General features: G+C 69.7%; 13 protein-coding genes. 7 read left to right on the plus strand and 6 right to left on the minus strand.

Annotated elements, in window-relative coordinates; all coding sequences use genetic code 11:
- Positions 1 to 8 precede the first annotated feature (8 nt).
- From OQF71_RS06570 to OQF71_RS06585, 4 genes are all read left to right on the plus strand, one after another.
- Positions 9 to 1,112, plus strand: coding sequence for a GNAT family N-acetyltransferase (locus OQF71_RS06570; protein WP_303655202.1), 1,104 nt, complete (start codon positions 9 to 11; stop codon positions 1,110 to 1,112).
- A gap of 23 nt (positions 1,113 to 1,135) precedes the next feature.
- Positions 1,136 to 1,351 (plus strand): hypothetical protein, encoded by a 216-nt coding sequence (locus tag OQF71_RS06575; RefSeq protein ID WP_280586612.1) that lies wholly within the window; start codon positions 1,136 to 1,138, stop codon positions 1,349 to 1,351.
- Between the two features lie 44 nt (positions 1,352 to 1,395).
- On the plus strand, positions 1,396 to 2,673 hold the full coding sequence (locus tag OQF71_RS06580; RefSeq protein WP_280586613.1) for a DUF6498-containing protein: 1,278 nt from the start codon (positions 1,396 to 1,398) through the stop codon (positions 2,671 to 2,673).
- Between the two features lie 81 nt (positions 2,674 to 2,754).
- Positions 2,755 to 3,768 (plus strand): A24 family peptidase, encoded by a 1,014-nt coding sequence (locus tag OQF71_RS06585; protein WP_280586614.1) that lies wholly within the window; start codon positions 2,755 to 2,757, stop codon positions 3,766 to 3,768.
- A 38-nt stretch (positions 3,769 to 3,806) separates the two neighbouring features.
- On the opposite strand, the gene dnaG is transcribed toward OQF71_RS06585, so the two are convergent.
- Entirely contained in the window at positions 3,807 to 5,381 is a 1,575-nt protein-coding gene (dnaG, locus tag OQF71_RS06590; protein ID WP_280586615.1) for a DNA primase DnaG, read from the minus strand.
- 177 nt (positions 5,382 to 5,558) lie between these two features.
- On the opposite strand from dnaG, the gene OQF71_RS06595 reads away from it, so the two are divergent.
- Both OQF71_RS06595 and OQF71_RS06600 read left to right on the plus strand, forming a co-directional pair.
- Entirely contained in the window at positions 5,559 to 5,789 is a 231-nt protein-coding gene (locus tag OQF71_RS06595) for a DUF3311 domain-containing protein (protein ID WP_280586616.1), read from the plus strand.
- Positions 5,786 to 7,270 (plus strand): sodium:solute symporter family protein, encoded by a 1,485-nt coding sequence (locus OQF71_RS06600; protein WP_280586619.1) that lies wholly within the window; start codon positions 5,786 to 5,788, stop codon positions 7,268 to 7,270. Before OQF71_RS06595 ends, OQF71_RS06600 begins: the two co-directional genes overlap by 4 nt.
- A gap of 827 nt (positions 7,271 to 8,097) precedes the next feature.
- Here OQF71_RS06600 and OQF71_RS06605 read toward each other — a convergent pair.
- The 3 genes from OQF71_RS06605 to OQF71_RS06615 form a co-directional block, all read right to left on the minus strand.
- Complete coding sequence (locus OQF71_RS06605; RefSeq protein WP_280586620.1) at positions 8,098 to 8,781, minus strand: HAD-IIB family hydrolase; 684 nt, start codon at positions 8,779 to 8,781, stop codon at positions 8,098 to 8,100.
- A 127-nt stretch (positions 8,782 to 8,908) separates the two neighbouring features.
- Complete coding sequence (locus OQF71_RS06610; RefSeq protein ID WP_280586621.1) at positions 8,909 to 10,081, minus strand: AAA family ATPase; 1,173 nt, start codon at positions 10,079 to 10,081, stop codon at positions 8,909 to 8,911.
- 88 nt (positions 10,082 to 10,169) lie between these two features.
- Positions 10,170 to 10,376, minus strand: a complete 207-nt coding sequence (locus tag OQF71_RS06615; protein WP_280586622.1) for a hypothetical protein — start codon at positions 10,374 to 10,376, stop codon at positions 10,170 to 10,172.
- Between the two features lie 205 nt (positions 10,377 to 10,581).
- On the opposite strand from OQF71_RS06615, the gene OQF71_RS06620 reads away from it, so the two are divergent.
- A complete protein-coding gene (locus OQF71_RS06620) occupies positions 10,582 to 10,983 on the plus strand; it encodes a hypothetical protein (protein ID WP_280586623.1) in 402 nt (133 codons plus the stop codon).
- Between the two features lie 18 nt (positions 10,984 to 11,001).
- Here the strand turns inward: OQF71_RS06620 and OQF71_RS06625 are convergent, their stop codons facing one another.
- Together OQF71_RS06625 and glpK are read right to left on the minus strand one after the other, a co-directional pair.
- On the minus strand, positions 11,002 to 12,072 hold the full coding sequence (locus tag OQF71_RS06625; protein WP_280586624.1) for a hypothetical protein: 1,071 nt from the start codon (positions 12,070 to 12,072) through the stop codon (positions 11,002 to 11,004).
- Complete coding sequence (gene glpK, locus OQF71_RS06630; RefSeq protein WP_280586625.1) at positions 12,073 to 13,605, minus strand: glycerol kinase GlpK; 1,533 nt, start codon at positions 13,603 to 13,605, stop codon at positions 12,073 to 12,075.
- Positions 13,606 to 13,902 lie beyond the last annotated feature (297 nt).

Genomic DNA, 13,902 nt, shown 5'->3' on the forward strand with positions numbered 1-13,902 from the left:
TCAACACACTGAGTATCGGCGGCCGCGCCAGAGGTGAATCAGAGCCAGCCGCAGACTCGGCGCCCGCCCCCGTCGTCCGCGAGGCCCGCCCGGCCGACGCCGACGCGATCGCGGCGTTCACGCGGGACACGTGGGGCGAGCGCCACGAGGACTACATCCCGCGGGTGTTCCCCGAGTGGGCGGAATCGGACGACCCGGACCGCGGCACCTTCGTCGCGACGCTGCCGCCCGAGGCGGTCGAAGGGGCCGAGGCGAGCGGGACGGGAGAGGACAGCGACGACCGCGAGCCGGGTGATACCCTCGTCGAGGGCGACGGCGCGGGTGCGGTCGCCGAGGGCGAGCCGGAGGCCGTGGTCGGCTGCATCCAGGGCGTCCTGCTGACCGAGTGGGAGGCGTGGGGGCAGGGGATCCGCGTCGACCCGGCCGCCCGCGGCTTCGGCGTCGGGACCGCCCTCTCGACGGCCGCGCTCGACTGGGCGCGAGAGCGCGGCGCGACGGTCTGCCGGAACATGGTGTTCTCGTGGAACGTCGCCGGGCTCGGCCAGTCGCGTGCGGTCGGCTTCGAGCCGGCGACGGAGTTCCGGTTCGCGGAGCCGGAGCCGGCCGCGGACGCCCGCCCCGTCGAAGGTGCGGCGTCGGACGGACTCCGCGCGCTCGGCGATCCGGACCCGAACGCCGCGTGGGCCTTCTGGGCCGACAGCGACGCCCGCGACCACCTCGGCGGGCTCGCGCTCGACGACGGCGAGTCGTGGGCCTGCTCCGAGCTCACCCGCGACCGGCTCCGGACCGCGGCGGACGGGGACCGGCTCCTCGCGGTCGCCGACGCGGACGCGCTCGCCGGGTTCGCGGTTCGGACTCGCGTGACGGAGCGCGAAGCGGACGGCGAGGCGACTCGGACCGCGACCTACGGCGCCGCCGCGTGGCGCGACGCCGACGCGGCCGGCGTCCTCTACAACCAAATCGCCGCGGACGCGGCCGCGGTCGGCGCCGACGCCGCCCGCGTCCTGATCCCCGAGACCGTCGAGCACGTGAGCGACGCCGGCGCGAACCGAGTGCCGGTGGCCGGCGAGCCCGACTTCGTCATGCGCGCCGACCTCACGGGCGAATTATAAGCGTCGCCCGCCGAACGGGTACCATGACGCTCCTCTCCGGGGCCGCCCTGCCGTGGTCGCTCCCGCTCACGCTCGTCGTCTACGGGGTCGTCGTCGCCGCCGCGGCGTGGATCTACCGCGACGCGAGGGCGCGCGGGAGCCGCTACGCACCCCTCTGGGCGATCGCGACCCTCGCGTTCACCATCGTCCCCGTGCTCGCGTACCTGTACCTCCACCGCCACGCGGGCCCGGCGCGGTGAGCGACGCCGACCAGTTATAAGCGAGGCGCCACATCCACCGATACATGTCCTCTGTCGTCCGTTCTGGCCCTCTGCGAGCCCTCGCTCGGGGGCGTCGTCCCCGAGCGGTCGCGCTCCTCGCCTCGAACGCCCTCCCGCTCGTCGGCGTCGTCGCGCTCGGCTGGAGCGCGGCCGCGCTCGTGCTGCTCTACTGGTTCGAACTCGCGGTCACGGGCTTCTGGGCGGTCGTCCGGGCGCTGTTCGCCGGCCGGCCCTCGGAGATCGAGACCGGCGGCCTGATCCTCGGTCCGCTCGCACAGCGGCGGGCCGCGCTGTCGATCCCCCGCACGGGCCTCCGGATCTGGCTCTCGACGCTGCTCGTCCTCCCCGTCTTGGTCTCGATCCTCACCGCGGCGTGGTTCGTCGCCGGGATCGTCACCGTCGGCGTCGCGGTCGACGACGCGGCCGCGGCCGCCGCGCTCGACTCGCTGGTCGTCGCCGTGCTCGCGATTTTCGCGATCGAGGGGCTCACGACGCTCGTCGACTACGGGTACAAGCGCGGGTACCGCGAGCACAGCGCACAGACGGCGGTTCGCGGGGTCTTCTTCAGAATCGCGACGATCGCGGTCGGCGGGCTCCTCGCGGTGACGCTGATCGGGGCCGCGACGGTCGGCCCCGACGCGTCGCTCGCGGCTGTCGCCCCCGGCGCCGTCGGCGTCCCGCTGCTCCTCGGCGTCGTCGGCGTGAAGGCCGCGTTCGACCTCGCCGGGCTCTACCGCGACCGGCTCTCCGCGTTCGACGCGTCGTCGTCGCTGGAGATCGGCTGGGCGTACGAGCCGCCCGCTGTCGACCCGATCGACGACCCGCTGCCCGACGCGTCTCGACGGGTGCGACCGACTCACACGGGACGGCCGGTCGTGTGGGTCGCGGCTCTCCCGCGACATCCGGGGGCCGGCTACCTCGGCGTCGCGTGTCTGGTCGGCGCTCTGCTGTTCGCGACCGGCCGCGTCTGGTCCGTCGTCGCCGTCCTGCTCGCGGCGAGCGTCGCCGTCCCCGCGGCCCTCCTCGCGATCGACGGCTGGCTTCGGTACGGCGTCGTCGAGTACCGGGTCGCCGACGGCGCGCTCGTCGCGTACGACCGGCTCTTCGACACCCCCCTGTGGCGCGTCGAACCGTGGGACGAGACCGACCTTCGGGTGACGCGCGGGCGGCTCGACCGACGGCTCGGAACCGAGACCGTCGAGATCGAACTCCGCGACGGACGGCTCCGGATCCCGCGGCTCGCGGACCCGGAGCCGGTCCTAGCGGCGTTCGACCGACGAGCCGAGCGACCGGACGACTGAGTCGACGCCGCTCTTCGGCCCGGTATCGATCGCGATAGCCGAACCCGAACGCCTAATTACGCTCGCGGCGCCCGTGGGGACATGTTCGCGACGCTGCCGGACCTCCTGCGACTGCTCGTCGTCCCCGTCTTCGCGTGGGCGGCGCTGCGGGACGTCCGGACCCGACGCCTCCCGAACCGGATCTGGCCGCCGCTGTACGCGTTCGGTGCGCTGCTTCTGGTCTGGGAGACGGCGACGCTGTGGCCGCTCGCCGGAATCGAGAGCCGGCTGTTCCTCGTCCGGGCCGCGATCAGCCTGCTGTTCGTCGCGCCGCTCGGCTACGCGTTCTGGTACCTCGGCGCGTTCGGCGGGGCCGACGCGAAGGCGCTGATCGCGATCGCGCTCCTCTTCCCCACCTTCCCGGCGTACGAGGTCGCCGGCGTCACGCTCCCGCTAGTCGAGACGCAGATCGGCGTCTTCTCGCTCACGGTCCTCACGAACACGGTGATGCTCGGGCTCGCGTACCCCCTTGGACTCGCCGGGCTCAACCTCCTCCGCGGCGAGCGCTCGATGAACATGTTCCTCGCGCGCCCGGTGGCCACCGAGTCGCTGCCGGACCGCCACGGACGGCTGTTCGAGGACGACGAGGGTGCGACTCGGAGCGGACTGGACTTGGACGCGCTTCGGATGTACCTGCGGTGGCGCGGGGTGACGCTCGCCGACCTCCGCGCCGACCCGGACCGCTTCCGCGACCCGGAGAGCGTCGGCGAGACGTTCGACCCGACCGACGGCGGCACCCATATCGGTCCGCGGACCGACGGCGGGACTGCGGTCGACCCGGAACGCGAGCCGGAGGGCGAACCCCCATCCGACGCCGAATCGGCGGCAGACGGGGACCCGTGGGCGGCGGAGCGGTTCCTCGCGGAGATCGATCACGGGGCGTACGGTACCGACGCCGAGACGCTCCGCGGCGGGCTGGCGGTCGTCGCCCGGACGGACAGCGTGCTGGTGTCCCCGGGGATGCCGTTCGTCGTCCCGATGGCGGTCGGACTCGTCGTCTCGCTGACGTACGGCGACGCGTTGTTCGCGCTGCTGGGCGCCGTCGGACTGGTCTGACCGGTGAGACCGCGAGGGGCCGGTGGTTGTCGCCGGTCTCAGCTCCCGGCGCGGAGATCGCCGACCGTGAGCACGCGGGTCCCCACGGGCCGTTTCACGACCTCGCCGACCTCGCGGCCGAGCAGCTCGCTGACCCCGCGCTGGGCCGCCACGTCGAGTAATCGCTGGTCGATCCGACCGTCGACGATGACGGTGTGCGGGGCCGTTTCGGCCGCGTCGACCGCGTCGAACGCGTCGTCGGCGTCGACCTCCGCGAGGACGCCGCGGTCGTCGCCGAGCAGGCGCGCGCGGGCGCTCCCCGAGTCGACGACCTCCTGCACGTGCTCCTCGATGGACCGGGGCTCGTCGTCGACGGGGGGGTCGGCCGACGGGTCGTCGGCCCCCTCGTCCGACTCCCCCTCGGTCGTCTCCGCGGACTCCTCGTCCCCCGGTTCGGTGGCGCTCGACTCGGCGTCGACGATGTCGACTTCGACCGACTCGGCGCTCCCGTCGTCCCCCGCGTCACCGCCTTCCCCCGCGTCACCGCCGTCTCCCGCGTCGCCGTCGCTCTCGGTCGGCGCGGGCGCCTTCTCGACGGCCTCCACGAGGCCGCGGTCCGTCGCGTCGCTGACCGCACCGGCGACGACGCCGTCGCTCCCCGCATCGGACGCCTCAGGACCGGGTGAGTCCGAACCCGACGCGTCGGGACCGGGCGTCTCCGGCTCGGCGCCGTCGGCTTCGGCCGAGGCCGCCCGACCGTCACCGTTCTCGCTGCCTCCGACGCCTCCGGCCCCCTCGTCGTCCGCGACCGCCTCGCGCAGGTTCGGTGCGCCCGCGAGGCTGCCGTACGGGACCTTTCCGCGCAGCGCCTCGAAGACGGCGTTGCGATCGAGGTCCTCGACCGACTCGCCGGGGGGCGCGAACGCCACGTAGTCGACGTCGCCTACCTGCGTGAGCTCGCGGAGGATGAGCTCGCCGCCGCGGTCGCCGTCGAGGAAGGCGGTGACGGTCCGGTCGGCGGTGAGGTCGGCCACCGCGTCGGGGACGTTCGTCCCCTCGACGGCGACGGCGTTCTTGATCCCGCAGTCGAGCAGGGTGAGCACGTCCGCGCGCCCCTCCACGACGATGACGGCGTCGGAGTCGCCGACGCGGGGGCCGGCCGGGAGCCCCTCGTAGTCGACGATTCCCTCGACGCGGGCGGCCTCGCGGACCTCCTCGAGGATGTCGTCGCTCCTGAGACTCGTCTCCTCGAAGCCGCCGGCGATGAGTTCCTTCGCGCGCTCGACGACCTCGCGGCGCTTCGCCGCCCGCACGTCCTCGATGCTCGTCACCTCCACAGAGGCTTGGCAGGGTCCGATGCGGTCGATCGTCTCCAGAGCGGCCGCGAGGATCGCGGTCTCGACCTTGTCGAGGCTCGACGCGACGGTGACCTCGCCGAACGACTGACCGTTCTCCGACTGGACGGAGACGTCGATCCGCCCGACACGCGACGACTCCTGGAGGTCGCGGAGATCCAACTCGTCACCGAGGAGTCCCTCGGTCTGGCCGAACACCGCGCCGACGACGTCGCTCCGCTCGACGACGCCGTCGGCCGCGATAGTGGCGTGGATCAGGTATTTTTCTGTGTCTTTCATGATGGAGTGAATGGTGATGAGTAGGCGGCGTCCGCCACCCGTGTACCGTTGTGCGCGTCACCGAAAATAGTTATCGCACTCGCCTCTGTCGATCCGTATTGAAGAAAGATATTCTACAAACAGCTCACTCGATGATTTCTAATAAGATTTAAGCACTCATAGCTATTATCGGTCGACATGGTTCGATCACGGAGAGATATCGTGTGGCTACCGACGTTCGCGTTGCTCGTCGCGTTCGCGGTGCCGTGGCCGCTGTGGGGCGTCGATCGCGTCGTCGCCGGGCTTCCGGTCTGGATCTGGTGGCACGTCGCGTGGCTCGGGCTGTGTACGGTCCTGTTCTCGCTGTTCGCCCGGAGCGGTGCGTGGGAGCGCGGGATGGGTCTCCGTCCGGAGGGTGATCGGCCGTGACGCTCGGGCTCTCGCTCGGGATCGTCGTCGGCTACCTCCTCTTCGCGCTCGCCGTCGGGCTCGTCGCCTACCGCGTCTCCGAGACGACGGCCGAGGACTACTACCTCGCGAGCCGGTCGATCGGGACGGTCGTCCTGCTTTTCACCACCTTCGCCACGCTGCTGTCGGCGTTCACCTTCTTCGGCGGGCCGAACCTCGCGTTCGCCGCCGGCCCCGAGTGGCTGATCGTGATGGGGACGCTCGACGGCGTGTTGTTCGCCGTGCTGTGGTACGCGATCGGCTACAAGCAGTGGCTGATCGGGAACCGAAACGGCTACGTCACGCTCGGGGAGATGCTCGGCGACCGGTTCGGCTCCACCGGGCTCCGCGCGCTCGTCGCCGGCGTGAGCCTCCTCTGGCTGTTCCCGTACGTCATGCTCCAGCAGATGGGCGCCGGCGAGGCGCTCGTGGGACTGACCGACGGCGTCGTCCCCTACTGGGGCGGCGCGGCGCTCATCACGGCGTTCATGATCCTCTACGTCGTCCTCGCGGGGATGCGCGGCGTCGCGTGGACGGACACCATTCAGGGGCTGTTCATGCTCTCGGTCGTCTGGATCGCCGCCGTCTGGGTGGTATCCGCCGTCGGCGGCGTCGGCGCGGCCACCGGCGCGATGCTGGAGGCTCGTCCCGAGTTCGGGAGCTTCGGCGGCGGCGTCTACTCGGTCGGCTTCATCGTCTCCACGGCGATCACCATCGCGTTCGGCGTGACGATGTTCCCGCAGATAAACCAGCGCTTCTTCGTCGCGAAATCGGGCGAGACGCTGAAGCGGTCGTTCGCGCTGTGGCCCGTGCTGGTCCTGCTCCTGTTCGTCCCCGCGTTCATGCTCGGCGCGTGGGCGGCCGGGATGCCGGTCGACGTTCCGGACGGCGCGAACGTGCTCCCGGTCGTGCTGAACGAGTACACCCCGGCGTGGTTCGCGGCGCTCGTGATCGCCGGCGCGATGGCCGCGATGATGTCATCGTCGGACTCGATGCTCCTCTCCGGGTCGTCGTACTTCACCCGCGACCTCTACCGGCCCGTGGTCAACGCCGACGCCTCCGAGCGGCGCGAGGCGTGGGTCGCCCGGATCGGCGTCGCCGGCTTCGCCCTGCTCGCGTTCGTCGCGAGCCTGTTCCGGCCCGGGACGCTGATCGAGGTCGGTGACACCGCCTTCTCCGGGTTCGCGCTGCTCGCGCTCCCGGTGATCTGTGCGCTCTACTGGGAGCGGACCACCCGGACCGGGATGATCGTCGGCGTGCTCGTCCCGCAGCTCGTCTACCTCGCGGTGGTGCTGTCGGCGGTTGTCGGCTCCGTGCCGACGCTCCCGAGAGCCGTCTTCGGCGGCTGGGACATCGCGCTCGGGCTGATGGCGCTGTCCGCGGTCCTCACCGTCGGCGTCTCGCTGCTCACCGCGCCGACCGCCGAGAGCGACGCCTCGCGGTTTGCGGTCACGGGCGATTAATAAAAGGCGTAATCTGCTTTCGCCGGCTGTTCGCGCCTCGTCGACGTCGGCGACGCGGTGAACGTCTTCGATTCCTCAGTCGCTCGCTTATCAATGATCAATGCTGGATCACCGGTGACTACCTCCAAAGCCCCAGCCGGGAGGACTCGCGCGACTCGCTGCGGTCCTCAGTCACCCACTTCGTTCGCTCCCTGCGGTCCTTGCGTCGTCGTGCTTCGCCCCTCGCGGCAGCGAGGCTCTCGCTTACAACCGGCGCGTTAGTGAAAGTCGCAAGTTTTGTAATATTTGAGTGAGAGCAGGAAATATGCCTGGACCGTCGAAAGAACTTCTCAAGAATCTGAGTGAAGAGGAGATCGGCGAGGCGATCGATCAGGCTCAATCAGACGAGGAACCTCGTGTCTTCCGACGATTGTGCTTGAGCAAAAACGTCTATCTCGGTGGAATCCTGAGCGACCGATCATCATCGTTTGCGACAACTTTTCGTCTCATTTTGCTGAGCATGTCGATAAAGTAGTAGAACAGATCGATCTGACAAGAGTAGCATCGCCACGGTATTCACCAGATCTCAATCCAATCGAACAGATCTGGAAGAGTGTAAAACGCGATCTGTCGCCACTTGACACATCCGATGTAGAAACGTATCGAACGCTGATCTGTGACATTTTCATAAGTATGCTCACCGACTCAGCTTTGCAAGAGCGTGGGTTGACCGCTTCTCATCCTTTTGAAAGTTATGACGAACACTAACGCGCCGGCGACTCGTTTATTTATAAGATCTCACGAGACCGCCGCTCGGCGTTTATAAACAACCACTCCGTCGGAGAGCGTCACTCGCCGCGCTCGCGTAGGTCGGCCAGCAGCCCGGCCGTCCCGTCCATGTACGCCTCGTCGAGGACGGCGTCGGCGGCCTCGCGGGCGGTCGCGTCCGCGTTGGCGACCGCGTACGACTCGCCGGCGACGGCGAACGTGGAGGCGTCGTTCTCGCTGTCGCCCACCGCGACGAACGCTTCGGGGCTGAGGCCGACCGCGTCGGCGACGCGGTCGAGGGCCTTCCCCTTGCTCAAGTCGGGCGATTTGACGTGGTACGCGTAGCCGGTATCGACGACTTCCACGTCGCCGTCGGCGGTCGCGGCGACCTCGCGGAGCAGCGCCTCGTCGGCGTCGAGCGAGAGCGCCATCTCCGTCTCCCGCCAGCGATTGACGGCGTCGCCGGCGCCCCAGCCGACCTCCCCGCCGCGCGCCTCGAACGCCGCCACGACGGCGCGCGGGACCGCCGGATCGCCGAGGACCGCGGTCTCGCCGTCGACGTACGCGATGCCGCCGTTCTCGGCGATCACGGTCTCCGGCCGGCCGAGGAAGTGCGCCAGCGCGACCGGGTAGGGGAACGCCTTTCCGGTCGCGAAGACGACCGGCGCGTCCCAGTCGGCCAGCAGCTCGAAGACGCGGGGGTCGATCCGGCCGCTCGGCGTCGTCAGCGTCCCGTCGATATCCAGCGCGAGGGGCGGCACCATACCGGTGGTGGGGCCGCCGGGCGCAACTGTCTTGCGTTCGTTCGCCACGGCGGGCGTCTCGTTCGCGCGCGGCGGCGAGAAAAGATACCGCGGGCGTCGCCCGCGGCGGCTTGGTCGATCGGACCGCTCAGACCGACCACGACGGCCGGTCGAACAGCTCGCGGAACACGAGCGTCGGGAACCGCGGGACGAGCCGACTCGGGGGGCGGCCCTTGCCGTCGCTCCGGCGGACCGTCACCCGGTCGAGCAGCTCCGCGTCCGCGAGCTCGTAGAGGACCCTGCGCACCGTGGACGCCGAGAGGTCGACGGCGGGCCGCGAGGCGATCGTCTCGGTCGCCGCGCTCACCGACGAGCGGTCGTCCTCCGGCAGGCTGACGAGCTCGTACAGCAGCCGCCGCCGGCTCTCGGAGAGCGCGAGGACGCGTCCCAACGCCACGCCGGGCCTCGGTACGCTCTCGATCCCGGCGTCGAGGTCCGTCGGTCGGATCGTCGAGGCCCCGGCCCGCTCCGCGTGAATCGCCGCGCCGGCGATCGCGGCGAGCGCGTCGTGGGCGTCGCCCTCGGCCCACTCGCCCACCTCGCGGATCTGGTCGTGGCTGATCGCGTCGCGGCCGAGTCCGGTCGAACACCGGCTCGTCAGCAGTTCGACGAGCACGTGCCGGCGATACGGCTCGAACGCCACGCGCTCGTCGGGCTCCCACTCGATCGCGTCGGGCGGGTCCCGCCCGAGACACACGGGCGCGACGTGCTCGCTGACGTCGGTGAGCCAGCCGACGACGGTCGTCGCGTCCGGCGTCTCCGGCTCGTTGGTGTGATCGACCGCGACGACCACGTCCGGACCGGTGGCGACGGCGTCTCGGAGTTTCTCGGCGAGGTCGTCGGTGCCGATCCCGTGCTCGGGGACGGGGTCGTCGCTTATCTCCGAGAGGATGTCGTGGTAGAGCCGGAATCGGGTCGAGCCACGCCGCGCGTCGACGTACACGAATCCCGGGAGCGTCGGCTCGACCGCCCGCGTTGCGGTCTGGATCGCTCGACGCGGACCGCTGTGGGACGCAAGGCGGTCGAACAGCGCCGAGACGACGGCCGACTTCCCGCTCCCCTTCGGGCCGTGCACGTAGGTGCTCGGCGGGAGCGATCCCGAGAACGTCGGGCTGAAGGCGTCGAGTAGCCGCTCGAACAGCGGTCCCCGACCGATCGGTGAGTCGACGTGCGTGACGGGGGAGACGGCGTCGAGGTCGACCAGAACGCCGGCCCCGGCGTCGTATCCCAACCGGCGCTCGATCCGGTCGTCGATGTTCACGGCCGTCCCTCCTGCGCGTCCGGATAAAACTGGCACGAACTACGGTGCCGCGACCGCCGCCGACGGCGACCGGGCGACCGCCGCAGTCTCACCAGTGTTCGGGCTTGTACCGGTTTATCAGCAGCGTCGAGACGACGAACACGACGGCCGCGACGACGCCGACGATCGCGCCGGCGACGACGCGCGCGCCGACCGGGCCCTCCGCCGTCACCGTCACGACGAGCGTGACGATCGCCGCGACGACGAGCATGTTGCGACCGTCCCGCCTCTCGAGCCCCAGCGTACCCACGTTCATACCGATGCCTCACGTCGAGCGACGTTAAATCCATCCCGACCGCCTCGGCCCGGCGTCGGTCGGACCCGCGGACGCGGGAGGCGACGACGGGGCAGTCAGCGACGGAGCGGTCGGCGACGGGGCGGTCAGCGACGGAGCGGTCGGCGACGGCGGTAGTCGCCGCGCGGTCCACAATCTTAACCCGTCCGCCCGCCTCCCGCGGAGTATGTCCGAACCAGAGTTCGACGAGTCGATCATCAGGGCCGACAAGCGGAGCAAGGTGGCCGCGCTGATCGTCGCGATCGCCGCGTTCCTCCTCGCCCGCGAGCTCGTCGTCGACGTCCAGTTCGCCTCGATCGTCGCGGCGACCGCCGGCATCGGCGTCCGGCTGTACATCCCGTATCACGCAAGCGTCCGGGTCCCGGCGTCCGATCGGACGTCGCTCAGCGACCACCCGACGGTCGGTGCGTACCATCACGGCGCCGCCGGAATCGGGCTGGTAGTGCTGTCGATCGTCGCCGTCGTCGCGTTCGCGTTCACTCAAGGGTTCGTTACCTCGGTTGGTGTCGGGATCATCGCTGGTGTCGTTTCGTATGTGGGACTTTCCTCGGTGCTTCCGACCGGGTGAAAAATCGGAAGGCCGCGTTCAGGCGCCCGGCACCCAGATCGAACCGAGGATGCCGAGAATCGCCAGCACGGCGAGGATCGAGGACGTGATGAAGATCGCCGCGGCCGGCGGGTCCACGTGAGTGTCCCCGTGCGCGTAGAAGACGCGCTGGAAGGCCTCGCCGATCACGGCGCCGAGGAGGCCGAACCCGGCCCCCGCGATCAGTCCGATCGTGCCGCTGAAGCCCGCTCCCGTGAACGCCGCCCACGCCGTCGCGCCCGGTAGCGTCATGTGGTGGGTGACCGGGATACGGTCGACGCCGAGGTTCAGGAACAGCAGCGTCGCCGCGCTGATACCGAACCCGAGGAACACGTTTCCGGTCTGGATCGCGGCGTACGCAGCCGCCAGCCCGGAGGCAGCGCCGATCGCCGCGACGTGCGACCACTTGTACATGTTCGGCAGCCACGGCTCGACCGCGAGGCGGTCCTCGCTGGACTTGTCGCCGTCGCCGGGCACCTCACCGGAGTCGCGCATCTCCTCGCGCTCGAACGGCCCCATGTCGAAGTAGCCGCTCGCCTTGCTGCTGACGTTGCCGATCACCGAGTAGCCGAACACCGCCCGGTGGAGCAGCGCGCTGGCGACGACGGTGAACGCGATCGGGTCCGTCGGGATCGCCAGGTTCCGGAGCGTCTGTTCGAGGACGATACCGAAGACACCGAACCCGGCACCGACCGCGAGGATGTCGGGACGACTCCCCAGCGCGAAGCCGATGTCCTTCGCGTTGTGGTAGTCGAAGCCGGACTCCATCGCGCCGTTCTTCGCCGCGTACGCCGCCGCCGCCGCACCGCCGGCGAAGGAGATGTGCGGCCCGAAGACGGGACCGAACCCGACGCCGACGCCGGCTCCGGAAGCGGCGTCACCGCCGAACACGCCGGCGATGACGAGGAAGCCCGTGAAGATGAACGCCGGGAGCGCACCGAGCGCGGCGCCGAACGCCCCGCCGGCCGCCGCGCCGAGCCAGATCGTCGGGTCGAGCAGGATGTCGAGCACCGCGCCGATCGAGCCCGCGTTCCATTGGATGAGCAGGTCCGCCGCGATCGGAGTACTCATTTATGCTTCCTCCTGCGCCCAGTCGCGGGAGCGGTCGACCGCGTCGTCCCACCGACTGTACAGCTTGTCGACGTCCTCCTGTTCCTTCTCGGGGGAGAACTCGCGATCGATCTGCCAGTTGTCGCGGAGCTCGTCGACGGTGTCCCAGTAGCCGACGGCGAGGCCGGCGGCGTACGCCGAGCCGAGCGCCGTGGTCTCGTCGACCTCCGGACGGACGATGTCCGTCTGGATGATGTCGGACTGGAGCTGGCAGAGGAAGTTGTTCTTGACCGCGCCGCCGTCGACGCGGAGGCTCGTCATCTCGACGCCGGAGTCCGCCTCCATCGCCTCCGCGAGGTCGCGAGTCTGGTAGGCGATGCTCTCGAGCGTCGCCCGAACGATGTGCTCCTTGCCGGTGCCGCGAGTCATCCCGACGATGGTCCCGCGGGCACGGCCGTCCCAGTGGGGCGCGCCGAGCCCCGTGAACGCCGGGACCATGTACACGCCGTCCGTCGTGTCGACCGAGCGCGCCAGCTCGGCCGTCTGTGCGGCGTTGTTGATCAGGTCGACGTCCTCGAGCCATTCGATCGCCGCGCCGGCGATGAAGATCGATCCCTCCAGCGCGTACTGGACCGGTTCGCCGGACATCTGGAAGCCGACCGTCGTGAGCAGGCCGTTGTCGGACGCGACGGCCTCCTCGCCGGTGTTCATCAGGTAGAACGCGCCGGTCCCGTAGGTGTTCTTAGCGTCACCCTTGTCGAAGCAGGTCTGTCCGAAGAGCGCCGCCTGCTGGTCACCGAGCGCGCCGGCGACCGGGACCTCCTCTCCGAGGAAGCCGTCGGCGTCCGTGTGGCCGTAGTAGTCCTCGTCGGAGGACGGTCGGACCTCGGGTACCATCTCTCTGGGCACGTCGAACTCCTCGAGGAGCTCGTCGTCCCACTCCATCTCCCGGATGTTGTACAGCATCGTCCGGGAGGCGTTCGTCACGTCCGTGATGTGGTTGCCCGTCAGGTTGTAGATGAGCCACGCGTCGATCGTGCCCATGACGAGCTCGCCCTCGCGAGCGCGGTCGCGGAGGTCGCCGCCGCGGGAGCTCTGCATCTTGAGCGGCTCCGCGTTGTCGAGGATCCACTCGGTCTTCGTCGCGGAGAAGTAGGCGTCGCACTCTAGGCCGGTCTTCTCGCGAATCTCCTCGACCTTGCCCGCCTCTTGGATCTCCTCGACGCGGTCCGTCGTCCGCCGGTCCTGCCACACGAGGGCGTTGTGGACCGGCTTGCCGGAGTCCTTGTCCCAGACGATCGTCGTCTCGCGCTGGTTGGTGATCCCGATCGCATCGAGCTGGTCCGCGTCCAGCCCCGCGTCCGCGAGGCCGTCGAGGACGACCTGCTGCGTGTTCTCCCAGATCTCGATCGGGTCGTGCTCGACCCAACCGGGGTTCGGGTAAATCTGTTCGTGCTGTTCGTAAGCGTTCGCGACGACCTGGCCCTCGTGGTCGAACACCATGAATCGGGTGCCAGTCGTCCCTTGGTCTATCGCACCGACGTACTGTGTCATGTTTTGGATCCCTCCTGTGGCGCTGGTCCGCACGCGGCGACGTCACCGATCCCGGATCGGGCCACCCCCGACCGGGACGCGTCCCGGTCGGACCGGGAGCCGGCTTCGCGAGGTGGGCCGATCCGAGAGACCGCTTCCGGCCCGCGTGCCGGCCGCACGGTCCTCGCTCCGGAGTCGCCACCGGCGTCGCCGCGGTATATCTTCACGGAAGCTACCACGCCGTTCGTGAACATAATGTACTACCATAATAATCTAACTGTTAAAATCCGCTTCTGAGCGCGATTCAAAAAGGTAACA

Source organism: Halorubrum sp. Boch-26, assembly GCF_029889805.1.
Lineage (GTDB): Archaea > Halobacteriota > Halobacteria > Halobacteriales > Haloferacaceae > Halorubrum.